The sequence below is a fragment of the Blastococcus sp. KM273129 genome (genome assembly GCF_021698995.1).
GTDB lineage: Bacteria > Actinomycetota > Actinomycetes > Mycobacteriales > Geodermatophilaceae > Blastococcus.
This window is the reverse complement of the sequence record NZ_SSXB01000020.1, coordinates 1-18785: the sequence shown is the minus strand read 5'-3', so window position 1 is coordinate 18785 and position 18785 is coordinate 1. Positions and strand designations below refer to the sequence as shown.

The following is an 18785-nucleotide window of genomic DNA, read 5'->3' as shown; positions in this document are numbered from 1 at the left end:
GCCGGGGGGCGCTCCCTCAGGAGCCCACGTGCTCCGCGCCGAGGGCGGCCCGCCCCGCCTCCAGCCGCGCCACCGGCACCCGGAACGGCGAGCAGGAGACGTAGTCCAGCCCGACCTCGTGGAAGAAGTGCACCGAGTCGGGGTCGCCGCCGTGCTCCCCGCAGACGCCGAGCTTGAGGTCCGGCCGCGCCGCCCGACCCTTCTCCGCACCGAGGCGCACCAGCTCGCCGACGCCGTCGCGGTCCAGCGACTCGAACGGCGAGATGCCGAAGATGCCCTTGTCCAGGTACTGGTGGAAGAACGCGGCCTCGACGTCGTCGCGGGAGAAGCCCCACGTCATCTGGGTGAGGTCGTTGGTGCCGAAGCTGAAGAACTCCGCGTGCTCGGCGATCTCGCAGGCGGTCAGCGCGGCGCGGGGTACCTCGATCATGGTGCCGATCAACGGGCGCACGTCGATGCCGCACTCCTCGCACACCTCGGCGAGCACCCGCTCGGCCTCCTCGCGGATGGCCTCGAGCTCCTGCACCGCGCCCACCAGCGGGATCATGATCTCCGGGCGAGGGTCGCCGCCGGCCGCCTTCCGCTCGCAGGCCGCCTCGGCGATGGCGCGCACCTGCATGGCGAACAGCCCCGGCACGACCAGGCCCAGCCGCACCCCGCGCAGGCCCAGCATCGGGTTGGACTCGTGCAGCCGCCGGACGGCGGCCAGCAGGCGCAGGCTGCCCTCGTCGGGCTCACCCCGCTCCTCGGCCACCGCCACCCGCACCGAGAGCTCGGTGAGGTCGGGCAGGAACTCGTGCAGCGGCGGGTCGAGCAGCCGGACGGTCACCGGCAGCCCGTCCATCGCCTCGAAGATCTCGAGGAAGTCCTGCTTCTGCAGCGGCTCCAGGGCGTCCAGCGCGGCCTGCCGCTCGTCGTCGCCGTCGGCCAGGATCAGCTTCTCGACGAGCTGCCGCCGGTCGCCGAGGAACATGTGCTCGGTGCGGCACAGCCCGATGCCGCGGGCGCCGAAGCGGCGGGCGCGGGCGGAGTCCTCCGGGGTGTCGGCGTTGGTGCGCACGTCCAACCGCCGCACGTCGTCGGCGTGGGTGAGGATCCGGTGGACGCTGCGCACGAGGTCGCCGGCGTCCTCGGACGCCGGGTCCAGCTCGCCCTCGAAGTAGCGGACCACCTCCGACGGCTCGACCGGCACCTCCCCGAGCCAGACCTTGCCGGTGGAGCCGTCGATGGAGACGACGTCGCCCTCGCCCACCACCGTGCCGTCGGGGGCGGTGAAGCGCCTGGCCTTCGTGTCGACCTGCAGCTCCTCGGCGCCGCAGACGCAGGTCTTGCCCATCCCCCGGGCGACGACGGCGGCGTGCGAGGTCTTGCCGCCGCGGCTGGTCAGGACACCCTCGGCGGCGATCATGCCGGAGAGGTCGTCGGGATTGGTCTCGCGGCGGACGAGCACGACCTGCTCCCCGCGCTGCGCCCACTCCACCGCCGTCTCCGAGGAGAAGACGGCCCTGCCCACCGCAGCGCCCGGCGAGGCGTTCATGCCCTGGGTGAGCTGCTGGGCGTCGCCGCCGGAGACGAACCGCGGGAACATCAGCTGCGCCAGCTGGTCACCGGTGACCCGGCGGACGGCCTCGTCCATGTCGATGAGGCCCTCGTCGACCAGCTGGGTCGCGATCCGGAACGCCGCGCCGGCGGTGCGCTTGCCCACCCGGGTCTGCAGCATCCAGAGCTTGGTGCGCTCGACGGTGAACTCGATGTCGCAGAGGTCGCGGTAGTGCTGCTCGAGGCGGCTCATGATGCCCATCAGCTCGCCGTAGGCGCCCGCGTCGATCCGCTCGAGGTCGCGCAGCGGCACGGTGTTCCGGATGCCGGCGACGACGTCCTCGCCCTGGGCGTTCTGCAGGTAGTCGCCGTAGACGCCCCCTTCCCCGGTCCCGGGGTCGCGGGTGAACGCCACGCCGGTGCCGGAGTCCATGCCGAGGTTGCCGAACACCATGGCGACGACGTTCACCGCGGTGCCCGCGTCGCCCGGGATGCGCTCGCGGCGGCGGTAGAGGATCGCCCGCTCGGAGTTCCACGAGTCGAAGACGGCGTTGATCGCCAGGTCCATCTGCTCGCGCGGGTCCTGCGGGAAGTCGCGGCCGGTGTGCTCGCGGACGATCGCCTTGAACCGGTCGACGACGTCGCGCAGGTGCCCGGCGTCCAGGTCGAGGTCGGACTCGGTGCCCTGCTCGCCCTTGACCGCGTCGAGGGCGTCGTCGAACTGCTCGCCGTCGATGCCCAGCACGGTCTTGCCGAACATCTGGATGAGCCGGCGGTAGGAGTCCCAGGCGAAGCGCTCGCTGCCCGACTGCTGCGCCAGACCCTGGACCGACTCGTCGTTCAGGCCGACGTTGAGGACGGTCTCCATCATCCCCGGCATGCTCGCCGCCGCCCCCGACCGAACCGACACCAGCAGCGGGTCGACCGGGTCGCCGAGGGTCTTGCCCATCGCCTTCTCCAGCGCCGCCAGGTGCTCGCTGACCTGGTCGGCGAGCTCGGGCGGGGTGCCGCCGTGCTCCAGGTAGTGGCGGCAGGCGTCGGTGGTGATGGTGAAGCCGGGCGGCACGGGCAGCCCGAGGTTGGTCATCTCGGCGAGGTTGGCGCCCTTGCCGCCGAGCAGGTCCTTCTGGTCCTTGCTCCCCTCGCTGAAGTCGTAGACCCACTTCACGTCTGCCACCCCGCGCACCTCCGCGTCCGCCCGCACCGATCCATCTGGACAACAATGCCGTGCGGGGCGGACGTCCTAAACGTCTACCCCTGCGGCGTCCGTCGATCGTGGCGTACCGGCCGCGTCGGCGCGAGCCCTTCCCGGCGTGGCGCGGGTGGTCAGCCGATCCCGCAGATGCGCGGGCCGTCCTCGTTGACGACGGCGAGCTGCGCCGTCCCGCCGTCGTCCCAGCGGACGGTCACCTGCTGGACCCGGGCGCCCTCGGCCGGGTCGTCCCGGACCCCGGAGACCTCGGCCGAGCCGGGCCGGACGTACTCGGCCTCCATGCCGGTCGCGTCCAGCCGCCCCTGCTCCTCCTCGCAGAGCAGCGCGTACGCCGTCTCCGTGTCCCCGGCCGCCAGGGCCGCGTAGAAGACCTGGGTGACCTCGGTGGACTGGTCGGCCGGGGACCCCCGGACCACGTACAGGCCGGCGACCATCCCGCCGGCCAGCAGGACGACGCCGAGGATGCCGGCGATGAGCCAGCCCTGCCGCCGGCGCGGCGTGCCCGTGTGCAGCGGCGCCGGGCCGTCGTCGTAGAGGAAGGGGCCCTGCGTCATCCGCCGCTCGTCTCCAGTTCTGCCCCCGCCGGCGGGCGGGGGTCGTCGCGGTCGTCCAGCCAGCCCTCGGGCAGGGCGACCGGCCGCGGCGTGCTGGTGCGCCCGCGCGGCGCCCCCAGGACGGCGGTCGGGTAGGGCTGGTCGGGGATTCCGGCCAGCAGCTCGGCGAGCTCGTCGAGACGGCTGACCATGGCCAGCGCCCGGCGAACGTCGGAGCCGACGGAGAAGCCCTTGAGGTACCAGGCGACGTGCTTGCGGAAGTCGGTGCAGCCGTGCGGCTCGCCGTGCTCCTCGGCAAGCAGGGTGGCGTGCCGGTGCATGACCGCGGCGACCTCCCGCATGGTCGGCAGCGCCCGGCGGGCCTCCCCGGCGAAGGCGGCGGCCAGGTCGCCGAACAGCCACGGCCGGCCCAGGCAGCCCCGGCCGATGACGACCCCGGCGCACCCCGTCTCGGCGACCATGCGGAGTGCGTCGTCGGCCTCCCAGATGTCGCCGTTGCCGAGCACCGGGATGCCGACGGCCTCGACCAGCCGGGCGATCGGCGCCCAGTCGGCGGTGCCGCTGTAGAGCTGGTCGGCGGTGCGGCCGTGCAGCGTGATCGCGGCGGCGCCCTCGTCCTGCGCGATGCGGCCGGCATCCAGGTAGGTGACGTGGTCGGCGTCGATGCCGATGCGGGTCTTGACCGTGACCGGGACGTCCTGCGCGGCGCGCACGGCCGACCGCACGATGTCGCGCAGCAGCACGCGGCGCCAGGGCAGGGCCGAACCGCCGCCCTTGCGGGTCACCTTCGGCACCGGGCAGCCGAAGTTGAGGTCGATGTGCGCCGGGCGGGTGCCGGCGACACCCTCGTCCACCAGCATCTCGACCGCCCGGCCGACGGTGGCCGGGTCGACGCCGTAGAGCTGGACGGAGAAGGCGTCCTTCTCGTCGGCGGTCGCGCGGATCATCCGCAGCGTCTTCTCGTTGCGCTCGACCAGCGCCCGCGTGGTGATCATCTCGCAGACGTAGAGGCCCGCGCCGAACTCGCGGCACAGCGTGCGGAACGCCGGGTTCGTGATGCCGGCCATGGGCGCGAGCACCACGGCCGGGTCGACGACGAGCGTGCCCAGCTTGAGGGCAGGCAGGGGCGTCGTGTTCACGCCGTCCAGGGTAGGCGGCGACCTGCCGTGGTCACCCCGCCCCGGCCGGGCAGCTCTGCCGGTTCGCTCCCGGGTCGACCCGCCCGAGGGAAGGTCGAGCCGCAGGCGCCCGCGGCTTGACCTCGCCGCACCCGGCTGAAGCCGCACCCGACGCACGCTCCCCTCGCCGTCCACACGACGGGGGTGCATCCACAGCTGCCCGGGCGCCGGGTGCGGACCGAGCCGACGGTCCCAGCATCGGGGCATGCTCCGGACCGCTGCGGCCCCCATCTCCGTCACCGAGCCCGGTCGACGCCGGCTCGGGCTCCTCCCCACCGCCGAGCTCACCGCGGCCGGCGTCACGAAGGCCGAGATCGCCGCGGCCGTCCGCAGCGGCACCTGGACCAGGGTGCGGCCCGGCATCCTGATCTCCTCGGCCGACCTGGCGGAGGTCGAACGGACCGGACGACGGCCCGGCCTCGACGCCCTGGCCGTGACGACGCACCTCGCTCGCCCGTCGGCCGTCCTCAGCGGTGCCACGGCGGCATGGGTGTGGGGCCTGCCTCGGCCGCGGGTGACCACCCCGGTCGTGGAGCTGACCGATCCCCACCGGTGGCGGCGCGGTCAGGGCTGGCTGATGACCCGGGCGAGCCTTCCCGAGGACGAGATGACCGTGCGCGGGGCCTACTCGGTGACGACGGTGGCCCGCACGCTCGTCGACGTCGCCCGGGCCTGGCCGGAGGTGCACGCCGTCGCGGCGATGGATGCGGCCCTGCTGCGCGGGCTCACCACCCGTGCGGAGCTTCAGCGCGTCCTCGACCGGCAGTTCTGCGTCCCCGGCATCCCCCGCTCCGTCCGCGCGGTCCAGCTCGCCGACGGGCGCGCCGAGTCGTGGCTGGAGACGCTCGGCCGACTGACCTTCGCCGCGCTGGGTCTGCCGCCGTTCGTCCCGCAGGTGGAGCTGTGGGTCGGCGGACGGCTGGTGAAGGTCGTCGACGGCTGGTACCCCGGGCCAGCACTGGCCGTGGAGTTCGACGGGCGGGTCAAGTACGCGCGGCCGGCGTTCGGGCGAACTCCGGCCGAGGAGCTCTGGCGGGAGAAGCGTGACGAGGACCTGCTCAGGTCTCTCGGTGTCGCGTTCGTCCGAGTGGTCGGCGACGACCTCTCCGGCGGCCGGGGGGCGCTCGAACGACAGGTCCGGCGCTCCCTCGACCGCCCGGCACCGTCGGTGCGCGAGTTCCAGGAGGTCCCCCGGCCCGCCGGTCGGACGCGGACCGATGCGCCGCTCGACGACGGCTGGCTGGCCCGGGCCGACGACCTGGTCGGCGCCGCCCCGCCGTCGGCTTGACCCGGTTGCGGCAGGGTCGAGCCGAGGGCGCACGCGGCTCGACCCCGTCCCGCCCGGGTCCAGCCGGACGGGACGAAGTCGGACGGGGCGGCGAGCGGGGGCGAGAGGCTCAGGACCTCAGCAGCCGGGGAGCCGGGCCGCGAGGTAGGACTCGACCTGGTCCAGGGCCACGCGCTCCTGGCTCATCGAGTCGCGCTCGCGGACGGTCACGGCCTGGTCCTCGAGGGTGTCGAAGTCGACGGTGAGGCAGAACGGCGTCCCGACCTCGTCCTGGCGCCGGTAGCGGCGGCCGATGGCGCCGGCGTCGTCGAAGTCGACGTTCCAGTTCCGGCGCAGCGCGGCGGCGAGGTCGCGGGCCTTGGGCGAGAGGTCGGCGTTGCGGGACAGCGGCAGGACCGCGGCCTTCACCGGCGCCAGCCGCGGGTCCAGCTTGAGCACCGTGCGGGTGTCGACGCCGCCCTTGGCGTTGGGCGCCTCGTCCTCGGTGTAGGCCTCGATCAGGAAGGCCATCAGCGAGCGGGTCAGACCGGCCGCCGGCTCGATGACGTACGGCGTCCAGCGGGTGTTGCTGGCCTGGTCGAAGTAGGACAGGTCGGTGCCCGAGTGCTCGGTGTGGGTGGACAGGTCGAAGTCGGTGCGGTTGGCGATGCCCTCCAGCTCACCCCACTCCGACCCCTGGAAGCCGAAGCGGTACTCGATGTCGACGGTGCGCTTGGAGTAGTGGGAGAGCTTCTCCTTGGCGTGCTCGTAGTGCCGCAGGTTGTCCGGGTCGATGCCCAGGTCGGTGTACCAGCGGGTGCGCTCGTCGATCCAGTACTGGTGCCACTCCTCGTCGGTGCCGGGCTCGACGAAGAACTCCATCTCCATCTGCTCGAACTCGCGGGTGCGGAAGATGAAGTTGCCGGGGGTGATCTCGTTGCGGAACGACTTGCCGATCTGGCCGATGCCGAACGGGGGCTTCTTCCGCGCGGCACCCATCACGTTGGCGAAGTTCACGAAGATGCCCTGCGCGGTCTCCGGGCGCAGGTAGTGCAGGCCGGACTCGTCCTCGACCGGGCCGAGGTAGGTCTTGAGCATCATGTTGAAGTCGCGCGGCTCGGTCCACGCGCCCTTGGTGCCGCAGTTCGGGCAGGTGATGTCGGCCAGCCCGTTCTCGGGCGCCCGGCCCTTCTTCGCCTCGAACTCCTCCTCGAGGTGGTCGGCGCGGAACCGCTTGTGGCAGCTCTGGCACTCGGTGAGCGGGTCGGTGAAGACGCCGACGTGGCCCGAGGCGACCCAGGTCTGGCGCGGGAGGATGACCGAGGAGTCCAGACCCACGATGTCGTCCCGGCTCTGGACGACGGTGCGCCACCACTGGCGCTTGATGTTCTCCTTGAGCTCGACGCCCAGCGGGCCGTAGTCCCAGGCGGAGCGCGTACCGCCGTAGATCTCCCCGGACGGGAACACGAAGCCCCGTCGCTTGCAGAGGTTGACGACCTTGTCGAGGCGGGCGGCGTCGTGCTTGGCGGTGCTCACGGGGAGGGGGCTCCATCCGGCTGGCGGTCGGCGGTTGACCTGCCCACGGTAGTTGGCCGGGAACCCGCCCCCGTCAGTCGGTGGCCCCGGCCGGCCCCGGGCCGAAGAGCAGCGCGAGGGAGGCCCGTATCTCGGCGTGCCGCACGAGGAAGGCCCGCTCGTCCAGCCGCTTGCGGCGCATCCACCCCGTCACCTCGTCGTTGCACTTGCTCGCGTTGCACGAGCCGCACGCCGGGACGACGTTGCCGGACGTGTAGCGCCCACCGCGCGAGATCGGGAGCACGCAGTCGCGCTGCAGCGGCCGGCCGGTGGCCCCGCAGTAGGCGCAGCCACCCCACGCGTGCTCCAGCGCGGCCCACTGCTGGTCGCTCAGGTCGTGCTCGACGGCGTCCAGGCGGCGCCTGCGCCGGCGGGCGTAGCGGGCGGTGCGGGTGCGGCTGACCACGGGCCGACCGTAGGCGCTGGGCGTCACTCGGTGAGGTAGGCGCCCGGCTCGTCGAGGGCGTGCACCCACACCGGTGCCCCGGCGATCTTCACCTCGGCCGCCGAGAGCCCGCGCCGGTAGGCCCCGACTCCGTCCCAGCGGGTCACCAGCGCCCACAGCGTCGGGTCGTCGGCCGACCGGCCCACCTCACCGCCGCGGAAGCCGGGCCGGTCGCCCAGCGCCGCCAGCAGCCCGGCCACCGCCTCGGCGAGCGCCTCCGCCTGCCCGGCGGTCACCCGCAGCCGCGTCACCGCGAACACCCGTGCCTCCCCCGTCCGCCGTCACCGGCGTGCTCCGTTCCCGTCCCGCCCTGGCCGGCGTCCCCAGCGATCAGTAGAAGTCGCAGACAGCGCCGTCCTCGTCGACGTGCACGAGCAGCAGGAACGGCTCGCCGTCGTCGAGCTCCAGGGTGAACGAGGCCACGTCGGTCGCGGACTGCGCCTGGTGCTCGATCCCCTCCACGGTGCCGCCGGTGAAGCCCTGCCCGCCCAGGGTGTCGCTGCGGAAGTAGTCGCCCAGCACCTGCGCCGGGTCCTCGTCCGCCGTCGCGGCGGCGGACGCCGCCTCCTGCACCTCGGGGCAGGAGAGGTCGTAGGCGGTCCGGAAGTCGCCCTGCCCCATGGCCTCCACCCAGGCGAGCGCGACCTCCGCCGAGGCGGGGTACAGCCCTGCGTCCGCCGGCACGGTCCCGCCGAGCCGGGCACCGCCGGGCAGCTCACCGGTCCCGCCCACCGGCGACGTCGACGACCGGGCCGGCTGCTCCTGCCCGGTGGTCAGGACGGCGCCCCGGCCGCCGCGCTGGTCCCCGGCCTCGCCGTCCAGGAGGAACAGCAGCAGGGTGCCCAGGCCGGCGACGAGCAGGACGGCGGCACCGATCAGCCACGGCAGCAGCGTGCGCTTCCGCGGGCGCCGAGGCGGCGCCCCCGGCCCCCCGCCGTGCCCGGGCGGGCCGTACGGCGGCGGCCCGACCGGGGCGGCCGGGAACGGCGCGCCGGGCGCGGCCCAGCCGGGGGCGTTCCCTGTCGCACCCTCCCGTCCGTCCGGGTCCGGGGGGCCGGCGCGGTGGCTCCCCGACGGTGGCTGCGTCATGGCGATCGCTCTTCTGCTCGGTACCTCCGCGGACCGTTGCCCCCGGCTGCGCAAAAACCTACGTGCCGGTGGCCTCAGGCGGAACCGAACCGGCGCTGCCGGGACGCGAACTCCTCGCACGCCGCCCACAGGTGCCGGCGGTCGAAGTCGGGCCAGAGCGTGTCGAGGAAGACGAACTCGGCGTAGGCGGACTGCCAGAGCAGGAAGTTGCTGGTCCGGTTCTCCCCCGAGCTCCGCACGAAGAGGTCGACGTCCTCCATGTCCGGCTCGTCCAGGAACCGGGCGACCGTGGCCTCGTCGACCTTGTCCGGGTTCAGCCGCCCCGCGGCGACCTCGCGGGCGATCGCGGCCGCGGCGTCGGCGATCTCCGCCCGCCCCCCGTAGTTCACGCACATGGTGAGGGTGAGGACGTCGTTGTCGCGGGTGAGCTCCTCGGCGATCTCCAGCTCCTTGATGACGCTGCGCCACAGCCGCGGCCGGCGCCCCGCCCAGCGGACCCGGACCCCGAGCTCGTGCATCTCGTCGCGGCGACGGCGGATCACGTCGCGGTTGAAGCCCATGAGGAAGCGCACCTCCTCCGGGCTGCGCCGCCAGTTCTCGGTGGAGAAGGCGTACGCACTGATCGCCTTGACGCCCAGCTCGATCGCGCCCTCGACGCAGTCGAACAGCGATGACTCGCCCGCCTCGTGCCCGGCGGTGCGGGGCAGGCCGCGCTGCTTGGCCCAGCGGCCGTTGCCGTCCATGACCAGGGCGATGTGCCGGGGCACCTTGTCCTTCGGCAGCTGCGGCGGCCGGACGCCGGACGGGTGCGGGTTGGGGGCCTTGACCTCACGCCTCATGCAGCAGGCTCATCTCCCGGCGGGGCGCCGACTCGGTGCGGTCCACCAGCGGCAGCGAGCGCAGCCCGCGCTCCAGGTGCCACTGCAGCAGCGCGGCGACCAGTCCGCTGCCCTCCCGCCGGTTGGTGCCCTGGCTCGCCTCGGCGCGGGGCCAGTCGCCGGTCAGCAGCGCGTCGAGCAGCTCGATGGTCACCGGGCTGGGCATCGCCGAGCCGGTCGGGCGGCAGGCCGGGCAGACGGTTCCGCCGGCGGGCACGGAGAAGTGCCGGTGCGGGCCGGCCTCACCGCACCGGGCGCAGTCGGCCAGCGCCGGCTCCCAGCCGGCCACCGACATCGCCCGCAGCAGGAAGGCGTCGAGCACCAGCGGCGCGGGGTGGGCCCGCTCCCCCAGCGCCCGCAGCGCGCCGACGACGAGGAGGAACAACCGCAGCGAGGGCTCCTTCTCCTCGGCGGTGAGCCGGTCGGCGGTCTCCAGGACGGCGGTGCCGGCGGTGTAGGCCGGGTAGTCGGCGACGATCTCCTGGCCGTAGGCGCGGATCGACTCCACCTGGCTCACGATGTCCAGGTTCCGGCCGGTGTAGAACTGCACGTCGACGTGGGTGAACGGCTCGAGCCGGGCGCCGAACTTGCTCTTGGTCCGGCGCACGCCCTTGGCCACCGCGCGCACCTTGCCGTGCCGGCGGGTGAGCACGGTGATGATCCGGTCGGCCTCGCCGAGCTTCTGCGTGCGCAGGACGATGCCCTCGTCCCGGTAGAGCGCCTTCGGGGTGGTGCTCACCTCAGTAACCCAGCCGGTTGAGCTTCTTCGGGTCGTCCTGCCACTCCCCGAGCACGGTGACGTGCAGCTCCAGGTGCACCCGCGCGTCCAGCAGCGCCTCCATGCCCTGGCGCGCCTCGGTGCCGATCGCCTTGATGACCGACCCGCCCTTGCCCAGCAGCATCGGCTTCTGGCTGGGCCGCTCGCAGTGCAGCAGCGCGTGCACCTCGACCAGCTCCCGCCCGGCCCGCTTGGGGTCGGGACGGCGGTTGACCTCCTCGATGGTGACCGCGAGCGAGTGCGGCACCTCCTGGAACACCTTCTCCAGCGCCGCCTCGCGCACCAGCTCGGCCAGCTGCCGCTCGGTGTCCTCGTCGGTGGTCTGCTCCTCCGGGTAGAGCGGCGGCCCCTCCGGCAGCAGCCCGACCAGGAGGTCCTCCAGCAGCTCCACCTGGTCGCCCTTGACGGCGCTGACCGGCACCACCTCGGCGGCCTCGACCAGCTGGCTGGCTGCCACCAGCTGCTCGGCCACCTGCTTCTTCGCGGCGGCGTCGGTCTTGGTGACGACGACGACCACCGGCGCCCGCACCTCCCGCAGCTGGCGGGCGATGAAGCGGTCACCCGTGCCGACGGGCTGGTCGGCCGGGACGCAGAACACGACGACGTCGACGTCGGCCAGCGTGTCGCGCACGACGTCGTTGAGCCGGCGGCCCAGCAGCGACCTGGGCTTGTGCAGCCCCGGGGTGTCGACCAGCACGACCTGCCCGCCGGGCCGGTGGACGACACCGCGGATGGCGTGCCGGGTGGTCTGCGGCCGGTTGCTGACGATGCCGACCTTCTCGCCGACCATCGCGTTGGTCAGCGTGGTCTTGCCGGCGTTGGGGCGCCCGACCAGGGCGACGAAGCCGCTGCGGTAGGGCTGGTCAGGGTCGGTCACACCGGTCAGTCTCCCACCGGTCGCCGACAAGCCCGCGCCCCGGCGGACGACGGCACGACGGGGGCACGGCGGGGCACGGCCGGCGTCAGGACCAGGGGCGGCCCATCCGGTCGCGCCGCCCGGCGTCGAGCCGGCCGAGCACCCGGGCGCCGGCCAGCACCTCGCGGGTCAGCCTGCGCCCGGCCTCCGGCCACGACCACGGCGGCGACCCCTGCCGCGCGCCGGGGCCGGCCAGCGCCCGCAGCACCAGGAGCGCCAGCAGCAGGAAGAGCAGCGTCGTCACGGCTCGACGGTCCCCCGCGTCGCCCGCGCGCGGAAGCGGCAGGCAGGACGAGATGCGCAGCGTTCCTGCCACCGGCTGCCGCGCTCCCCCGGACCGGACCCCGCTCCGGCTGGGAGGATCGATGCCGTGGCAGGACGACAGCGGAACAGGGCGCGGCCACCCCGCGCGGCGGCGGACCGCGCCCGGCGGGCGCACGTCGAGCAGGTGCGCGGGCACCGGTTCATCGCCGGCTGGGGCCCGAAGCGGACGGCGACCGTCGTCCCCGCCCCGCTGCGGTACTGGCAGTACCGGCCGGGGGGTCCGTACGCGGCCGGCGCGGCGGTGCTCGTCGTCGTCCTGTGGCTGGGCCTGTTCGGCTGGCTCGCCGGCTCGGACGCGGTGCGCGACGAGCTGCCGCTGGCGCTCGTCGCCGGGATCGCGGTGTACGTGCTGAACGCCCGCCGGGTCACCGTCTCCGACCACGGGCTCTCCTTCGACGTGGCCGGCAGCCGGACCGATCCGCGGGCCGTCGTCCCCTCGGCGCTGGTGCAGGAGGTGCACGCCGGCCGCACCCCGGAGGACTGGCCGCGCCCGGAGAAGCGCGGCGGGTGGCTGCCGGGGCGCAGCCGGGTCGCCGTCCGGCACCTCGACGACGACGGCGAGCGGGCCCTCACCCTGTGGGTGCGGGACCCGGCCGCGTTCGCCGACGCCCTCGGGGTGCCGCTGACCCGTTAGGCGGAGGCGCGCAGGGCGCCGTCCGGCCCGGCCAGGTGCACGGGCGCGCCGGCGGTGAGGTCGCGGACGGCGGCCAGCCCGGCGGGCTCCACCGCCTCGGCGGCGGAGACGACGACGGCGGCCTCCAGCCCCTCGACCCCGCTGGAGACGGCCGCGGCGACGGCGGCCTGGAGCGCGGTGAGCGTCAGCGACGGCAGCGCCACGCTGGCCGCGACGTAGGTGCGGCCGTCGGTGTCGCGCACCGCCGCACCCTCGGTGGCGCCGGTGCGGGCGCGCGCGGACCGGGCGAGCGTGACGAGCTTCGCGTCCTCGGGGTGCAGATCAGCCACGGTGGTTCAGCTTTCCACGCCGGCGGGCTGCTCCGCGCGGGTGGCCCCCGACGCCTGCGGCTCGTCGGCGCCCTCGTCGTCGTCCTCCGAGGGCTCGGGCAACCGGCACACCAGCATGGTGTCGATCCGGTTGCGCCGCCCGCCGGTGCTCTCGGCGACCAGCCGCAGCCCGGCGACCTCGGCCGCGGCGCCCTCGATCGGCACCCGCCCCAGCTCGCGGGCGAGCAGGCCGCCGACGGTCTCCACGTCGTCGCCCTCGGGCAGCTCCACGCCGGGGAAGAGCTGGGCGAGGTCCTGCACCGGCAGGCGGGCGGTGACCCGGGCCGAGCCGTCCTCGAGCTGCTCGATCTCCGGCCGCTGGAAGGCGTCGTGCTCGTCGGCGATCTCGCCGACGATCTCCTCGAGGATGTCCTCGATGGTGACCAGGCCGGCGAACCCGCCGTACTCGTCGACCACGATCGCGATGTGGATCCGCTGCGCCTGCATGTCCCGCAGCAGCTCGTCGACCGGCTTGGACTCCGGGACGAACGTCGGCGGACGCATCAGCTCCTCGACCCTGGGCCCGTTGCGGTCCTGGGCGTTCTGCGAGCGGCGGACCAGGTCCTTGAGGTAGACGACGCCGACGACGTCGTCGACGTTCTCGCCGATCACCGGGATGCGGCTGAAGCCGCTCCGCAGCGCCAGGGCCAGCGCCTGGCGGACGGTCTTGGTGCGCTCGATCCAGACGACGTCGGTGCGCGGGACCATCACCTCGCGGGCGATGGTGTCGCCGAGCTCGAACACCGAGTGGATCATGTTGCGCTCGCCGGACTCGACGACGCCGCGCTCCTCGGCCATGTCGACCAGCTCGCGCAGCTCCACCTCGGAGGAGAAGGGGCCGTCGCGGAAACCGCGGCCGGGGGTGATCGCGTTGCCGACCAGGATCAGCAGGGTCGCCACGGGGCCCAGCACCCGGCCCAGCAGCCGGACGACACCCGCGGTGGCCAGCGCGGTGCCGTATGCGTGCTGCCGGCCGAGGGTGCGCGGGCCGACGCCCACCAGCACGTAGCTGACCACGGTCATGACACCCGCGGCCACGAGCACCGCCTGCAGGGTGCTGTCCCACAGGTCGAAGAAGAGGAGCGCCACGATCACCGCGGCGACCATCTCGCAGAGGATCCGCAGCAGCAGGAGCAGCGAGACGTGCCGCGCCCGCTCGGCGACGACCTCCTCCAGGCCCGCCGCCCGCTTCACGCCGTCGCGGCGCAGCTCCTCCACGCGCGCCTTCGAGACCCGCTGGAGGGCGGCTTCCATCGCACCGAACAGTCCGGCGAGGGGGATGAGGCAGATGGCGACCACCAGGCTGGTGATCGAGCCGGCTGTCATCGGGAACCGGTCTCCTTGACCACCGGCGCCCCGGTCACCGGCTCACGGGGAGCGGCGCGCCAGGCGTCGATGAGCTTCGACTGGAGGCCGAACATCTCCTTCTCCTCCTCGGGCTCCATGTGGTCGTAGCCCAGCAGGTGCAGCACCCCGTGGGTGGCCAGCAGCACCAGTTCGTCGTCCATGGAGTGCCCGGCGGCGCGCGCCTGCCGGACGGCGACGGCGGGGCACAGCACGATGTCGCCGAGCAGGGCCGGCCCGGGCTCGGGGTCGTCGGGCCGGCCGCTGTCGAACTCGTCCATGGGGAACGCCAGCACGTCGGTGGGGCCCTTCTCACCCATCCACCGCTCGTGCAGGCTGCTCATGTAGTCGGGGTCGACGCAGAGCACGGAGAGCTCGGCCATCGGGTTGATCTTCATCTCGCCGAGCACGAAGCGGCAGACGCCGGCCAGTTCCGCCTCGTCGACCGCGATCTCGGACTCGTTGGACACCTCGACGGGCACGGTGGTCAGCTCCCCTGCCGGCGCGGCCGGGCGGTACGGGCCGGCGCACCGGCGGCCGATCGGGTGGTGGGCGCCTGGCGGGTCGCGTCCCAGCGCTCGTAGGCGTCGACGATGTCGCCGACGAGCCGGTGGCGGACGACGTCGGTGCTGGTCAGGTTGGCGAAGTGGACGTCCTCGATGCCGTCGAGGATCTCGCGGACGATCTTCAGCCCGCTCTGCGCGCCGCCGGGCAGGTCGACCTGCGTGACGTCACCGGTGACGACGATCTTGGACCCGAAACCGAGCCGGGTGAGGAACATCTTCATCTGCTCGGCCGTGGTGTTCTGGGCCTCGTCGAGGATGACGAACGCGTCGTTCAGGGTCCTTCCCCGCATGTAGGCCAGCGGCGCGACCTCGATGGTGCCCGACTGCATGAGCCGCGGGATCGACTCCGGGTCGACCATGTCGTGCAGCGCGTCGTAGAGCGGCCGCAGGTAGGGGTCGATCTTCTCGGAGAGGGTCCCGGGCAGGTAGCCCAGCCGCTCGCCGGCCTCGACGGCCGGCCGGGTCAGGATGATCCGGTTGACCTGCTTGGTGGTCAGCGCCTGCACCGCCTTGGCCATGGCCAGGTAGGTCTTGCCGGTGCCGGCCGGGCCGATGCCGAAGACGACGGTGTGCTGGTCGATGGCGTCGACGTAGCGCTTCTGGTTGAGCGTCTTGGGCCGGATCGTGCGGCCCCGGCGGCTGATGATGTCCAGGCTCAGCACGTCGGCCGGGCGCTCCGCGCCGCCGGCCTTGAGCATGCCGATGACCCGGCGCACCGAGTCCGGCCGGAGCACCTGGCCGGTGCCCAGCAGCGCGATCAGCTCGTCGAAGACGCGGACGGCGAAGGCGTTGTCGGCCGGCTGCCCGGTGACGGCGATCTCGTTGCCGCGCACGTGGACGTCGGCGTCGAGCTCGCCCTCCACGAGCCGGAGCAGCTCGTCGCCCGAACCGAGGAGGGCGACCATCGAGACCCCGTCGGGGACGGTGATGGTGGCCCGGACGGGCGCGGTGGAGGGGGTGGGCGGAGCGGCGAGCGTGCCGTCCGCCGCGGCTGCCTGCGCCGAGGCCTCACGCGACGTGGGCGCTCCTGGCACGGGGACGTTCGGGGAGGTGTCGGGCAAGAACCCTCGACCCTGCCTCTCTGCGACGGCGAGGTGCGGGGACCCGCACCGGTGACCCGCACGACTCTACCCGCGCCAGGCCACCCGGAACCCGCGTCGCCCGAAGGGGTCAGCGCCCGGTGTAGGTGGCCTTGCCCGGCCCGTCTGCCAGGAACGACGCGACGGCACCGCGCAGGTCGTCGGTGGCGAACAGCGGCCCGGAGATCTCCGGCACCAGCGCGTCCGCCGCCCGGGCGCCCTCGCGGACGGCGACGGTCGCCAGCCGCTTGGTGGCCGCGTGCGCCACGGTCGGCCCGGCCGCGACCCGCTGCGCGTACGCCCGCGCCGCCTCGGCGAAGCCCTCGTCGGGGAGCACCCGGTTCACCACGTTCCACCGCTCCAGGACGGCCGCCGGGTAGCGCTCGCCGGTGTAGATCAGCTCCTTGGCGCGGGCCGGGCCGGCCCGCTCGGCCAGCCGCTGGGGGCCGCCCATCGACGGGGTGAGGCCCACGACGATCTCCACGAGACCGAACGACGCCTTCTCGGCGGCCAGCAGGATGTCGCAGGACAGCGCCAGCTCGAAGGCGGCGGTGAGGCAGAGCCCGTGCGCGGCGAAGACCGTGGGCACGGGGAGGTCCTCGAAAGCGTTGGCCACCCGCAGCAGCCGGGCCCACAGCTCGCCGCCGCGCCGGGCCGGCTCCGGGCCCTCGGCGATGTCGCGGAAGTAGGTGACGTCCACCCCGCCGGAGACCACCTTGCCGCGGGCCTCGACGAGCACCGCGCGCGCCCGGTCGGCCCGCGCCGGGTCGGTCAGCTCCACCAGCTCGCCGGCCACCCGCTCGATCGCGTCGAACACCGCGGCGTCGAAGAGGTTCAGCGGCGGGTTCTCCAGCACGACGACGGCGACGTCGCCGTCCCGCTCGATCCGGACGGGGGCTGCGGTGGTCTCGGTCATGACGCCCAGCCTGGCAGCCGCGCCGGTCAGGGGCCCGGCGGGGTCGGCGTCCCGGGTGGCGTGAGGGGGACCAGGCCGCTCCGGAAGGCGAAGGCCACTGCCTGCACCCGGTCGCGCAGGTCGAGCTTGGTCAGCATCCGCGACAGGTAGGTCTTGACCGTGGCCTCCCCGAGGTACAGGCGCGCGGCGATCTCGGCGTTGGTCAGCCCCTCGGCCACCAGCCGCAGGACCTCGGTCTCCCGCGCGGTGAGGGTCGCCAGCGCGGCGACCGACCGGGGGTCGGGCGCCGGCGCAGCGGCCGAGGCCCGGATCACCCGGAGGGTCACCGCCGGGTCGAGCAGGCCGTTGCCGGCGGCGACGGTGCGGACCGCCTGCAGCAGCTGCTCCGGCGGCGCCACCTTGAGCAGGAAACCGCTGACCCCCGCGCGCATCGCCTCGGCCAACGGTGCGTCCTCGTCGAACGTGGTCAGGACGACGACGGCGACCTCGGGCGTGGCGGTGGTGATCCGGCGGGCCGCCTCGATCCCGTCGCAGCGGGGCATCCGCACGTCCATCAGGACGACGTCGGGTCGCGTGCGGGTGACGACCTCGACCGCCGCCAGGCCGTCGGCGGCCTCGCCCACCACCTCGAGGTCGGGCTGGAACTCCAGGAGCATGCGCAGGCCCGCCCGCACCATCTCCTGGTCGTCGGCGAGGACCACCCGGATCGTCACCGGGCCTCCCGCACCGGGAAGCGGGCGTGCAGCCGGAAGCCGCCGTCGGCGCGGGGTCCGGCGTCGACCGCGCCGCCGAGGACGGCGACCCGCTCGCGGATGCCGATCAACCCGTGCCCGCCCACGCCCCGCGGCGCCGGTGACGGGCCCGGCCCCGGCCCGTTGTCCTCCACGCACAGCTCGAGGCCGGCCGCGTCGTGCCGGACGACGACCGTCGTGCGGACCGGGCCGGCGTGACGGAGCACGTTGGACAACGCCTCCTGCAGCACCCGGTAGGCGGAGACGTCGACGGCCTGCGGCAGCTCCCGCGGCTCGCCCTGCACCTCGAGGACCACCGGCAGCCCGGCCCCGCGGACCTCCTCGACCAGCTCCGGGACGCGGGCCAGCGACGGCGGGGCGGAGACGCCCTGCTCCTCGCGCAGCAGCCCCACCAGCCCGCGCAGCTCGTCGACCGCCTCCCGGCCGATCCGCTCCACCCCCGCCAGGACGCCGGCGGCCCGGTGGCCCGGGTCGAGCGTCGTCCGCAGCGCCCCGACCTGCAGGACCATGACGCTCACCGAGTGGGCCACCGAGTCGTGCACGTCGCGGGCGATCCGGGCGCGCTCGGCCGCCACGGCGGTGGCCTCTGCCACCTCGCGCTCGGCGTCGAGCCGGGCGGCGAGCCGGCCCAGCTGCTCCGCACGCTCGCGCGACCGCCGGGTCAGCACCCCGACGCCCCACGACCCCCACAGGAGCAGACCGAAGAACAGGTTCTCCCAGGCCTGCGACGGCGCCGCCCACAGGAGGATGCCCACCGTCGCCAGCACCTGGTCGGCGGCCGGCGCGGCCCACGAGCGGCGCGGCGGCTCCTGACTGCCGGCCCACCCGGTGGAGAGCAGCAGCGCGAACAGCTGGGCGCCGTTCGGCCCGTCCAGCCCGGCGGCCGAGCCGACGGGGAACGTGAGGCCCACGACGAGCGCCGCCCCGACCGGCGACCACGGCGCGAGCGCCCCGGCGAGCCCGACCAGCGCGAGCACCCCCGCGGTCGCGGCGAACCCCGGCCCCCGGGGGTCGAGGAGGAACTCGGCCGCGCCGACGACCAGCACCGCCAGGGCACCGCCCCAGGGGACGGCGACGGTGCGCAGGAACGCGGGCACGGGCGGCCTCCGGCGGCGCGGACGGAACGGGCCCGCCGAGGATAGGGACGCCGCGCCCCCCGTCGGGTCCCCCGCGAGGTGGACACGACCGCGCGTCCCCCGTCCACCGGACGGCCGACGCAGGTCGAGCCCGCGGAGGGCAGCCGGCGACCGGGCCCCGCTCCTAGCTTCTCCGGCGACCCGACACCACCGCCGAGAGAGGCACCCACCGTGAGCACCGTCGTCCCCACCGCCCCCACCGCGCCGTCCCCTGGGGCGGTGCCCTGGCGGTGC

20 protein-coding genes are annotated in these 18785 nt (G+C 74.4%); 2 read left to right on the top strand and 18 right to left on the bottom strand.

Annotated features, from left to right (window positions below; translation table 11 throughout):
* Positions 1-16 precede the first annotated feature (16 nt).
* The 3 genes from ppdK to dusB form a co-directional block, all read right to left on the bottom strand.
* Complete coding sequence (gene ppdK, locus E9565_RS08385) at positions 17-2716, bottom strand: pyruvate, phosphate dikinase (protein ID WP_236834569.1); 2700 nt, start codon at positions 2714-2716, stop codon at positions 17-19.
* Between the two features lie 149 nt (positions 2717-2865).
* The gene (locus E9565_RS08380; protein ID WP_236826246.1) at positions 2866-3306 is read right to left on the bottom strand and encodes a hypothetical protein; all 441 of its coding nucleotides are present in this window, start codon (positions 3304-3306) and stop codon (positions 2866-2868) included.
* Positions 3303-4445, bottom strand: a complete 1143-nt coding sequence (gene dusB, locus E9565_RS08375) for a tRNA dihydrouridine synthase DusB (protein WP_236826245.1) — start codon at positions 4443-4445, stop codon at positions 3303-3305. Before dusB ends, E9565_RS08380 begins: the two co-directional genes overlap by 4 nt.
* A gap of 244 nt (positions 4446-4689) precedes the next feature.
* Between dusB and E9565_RS08370 the strand changes: the two genes are divergently transcribed.
* Entirely contained in the window at positions 4690-5772 is a 1083-nt protein-coding gene (locus tag E9565_RS08370; protein ID WP_236834567.1) for a type IV toxin-antitoxin system AbiEi family antitoxin domain-containing protein, read from the top strand.
* A 117-nt stretch (positions 5773-5889) separates the two neighbouring features.
* Here the strand turns inward: E9565_RS08370 and E9565_RS08365 are convergent, their stop codons facing one another.
* From E9565_RS08365 to E9565_RS08330, 8 genes are all read right to left on the bottom strand, one after another.
* The gene (locus E9565_RS08365) at positions 5890-7287 is read right to left on the bottom strand and encodes a glycine--tRNA ligase (protein WP_236826243.1); all 1398 of its coding nucleotides are present in this window, start codon (positions 7285-7287) and stop codon (positions 5890-5892) included.
* Positions 7288-7360: 73 nt separating this feature from the next.
* Entirely contained in the window at positions 7361-7732 is a 372-nt protein-coding gene (locus E9565_RS08360) for an HNH endonuclease (RefSeq protein WP_236826242.1), read from the bottom strand.
* Positions 7733-7755: 23 nt separating this feature from the next.
* Positions 7756-8031 carry an antibiotic biosynthesis monooxygenase family protein gene (locus E9565_RS08355; protein WP_236826241.1) on the bottom strand — a complete coding sequence of 92 codons (276 nt, stop codon included), beginning with the start codon at positions 8029-8031 and terminating at the stop codon, positions 7756-7758.
* A 70-nt stretch (positions 8032-8101) separates the two neighbouring features.
* Positions 8102-8860 (bottom strand): hypothetical protein, encoded by a 759-nt coding sequence (locus tag E9565_RS08350; RefSeq protein WP_236834566.1) that lies wholly within the window; start codon positions 8858-8860, stop codon positions 8102-8104.
* A gap of 74 nt (positions 8861-8934) precedes the next feature.
* On the bottom strand, positions 8935-9699 hold the full coding sequence (locus tag E9565_RS08345; RefSeq protein WP_236826239.1) for an isoprenyl transferase: 765 nt from the start codon (positions 9697-9699) through the stop codon (positions 8935-8937).
* Positions 9689-10477, bottom strand: a complete 789-nt coding sequence (gene recO / locus E9565_RS08340) for a DNA repair protein RecO (RefSeq protein ID WP_236826238.1) — start codon at positions 10475-10477, stop codon at positions 9689-9691. The genes E9565_RS08345 and recO overlap by 11 nt, the downstream gene beginning before the upstream one ends.
* A 1-nt stretch (position 10478) precedes the next feature.
* The gene (era, locus tag E9565_RS08335; protein WP_236826237.1) at positions 10479-11393 is read right to left on the bottom strand and encodes a GTPase Era; all 915 of its coding nucleotides are present in this window, start codon (positions 11391-11393) and stop codon (positions 10479-10481) included.
* An 85-nt stretch (positions 11394-11478) separates the two neighbouring features.
* Positions 11479-11676 carry a hypothetical protein gene (locus tag E9565_RS08330; RefSeq protein ID WP_236834565.1) on the bottom strand — a complete coding sequence of 66 codons (198 nt, stop codon included), beginning with the start codon at positions 11674-11676 and terminating at the stop codon, positions 11479-11481.
* 126 nt (positions 11677-11802) lie between these two features.
* Between E9565_RS08330 and E9565_RS08325 the strand changes: the two genes are divergently transcribed.
* Positions 11803-12390, top strand: a complete 588-nt coding sequence (locus E9565_RS08325; protein WP_236826235.1) for a hypothetical protein — start codon at positions 11803-11805, stop codon at positions 12388-12390.
* On the opposite strand, the gene E9565_RS08320 is transcribed toward E9565_RS08325, so the two are convergent.
* The 7 genes from E9565_RS08320 to E9565_RS23160 form a co-directional block, all read right to left on the bottom strand.
* Positions 12387-12719 carry a cytidine deaminase gene (locus E9565_RS08320; protein WP_236826234.1) on the bottom strand — a complete coding sequence of 111 codons (333 nt, stop codon included), beginning with the start codon at positions 12717-12719 and terminating at the stop codon, positions 12387-12389. The two genes, E9565_RS08325 and E9565_RS08320, sit on opposite strands and share 4 nt — an antisense overlap.
* A 6-nt stretch (positions 12720-12725) precedes the next feature.
* Positions 12726-14084 carry a hemolysin family protein gene (locus E9565_RS08315; RefSeq protein WP_236826233.1) on the bottom strand — a complete coding sequence of 453 codons (1359 nt, stop codon included), beginning with the start codon at positions 14082-14084 and terminating at the stop codon, positions 12726-12728.
* Positions 14081-14584, bottom strand: coding sequence for an rRNA maturation RNase YbeY (gene ybeY / locus E9565_RS08310; RefSeq protein WP_236826232.1), 504 nt, complete (start codon positions 14582-14584; stop codon positions 14081-14083). The genes E9565_RS08315 and ybeY overlap by 4 nt, the downstream gene beginning before the upstream one ends.
* A gap of 5 nt (positions 14585-14589) precedes the next feature.
* On the bottom strand, positions 14590-15702 hold the full coding sequence (locus tag E9565_RS08305) for a PhoH family protein (protein WP_236826231.1): 1113 nt from the start codon (positions 15700-15702) through the stop codon (positions 14590-14592).
* A 136-nt stretch (positions 15703-15838) separates the two neighbouring features.
* Entirely contained in the window at positions 15839-16663 is an 825-nt protein-coding gene (locus tag E9565_RS08300) for an enoyl-CoA hydratase/isomerase family protein (RefSeq protein WP_236826230.1), read from the bottom strand.
* 26 nt (positions 16664-16689) lie between these two features.
* A complete protein-coding gene (locus E9565_RS08295) occupies positions 16690-17376 on the bottom strand; it encodes a response regulator transcription factor (protein ID WP_236834564.1) in 687 nt (228 codons plus the stop codon).
* On the bottom strand, positions 17373-18512 hold the full coding sequence (locus tag E9565_RS23160; protein ID WP_236834563.1) for a sensor histidine kinase: 1140 nt from the start codon (positions 18510-18512) through the stop codon (positions 17373-17375). Before E9565_RS23160 ends, E9565_RS08295 begins: the two co-directional genes overlap by 4 nt.
* Positions 18513-18785 lie beyond the last annotated feature (273 nt).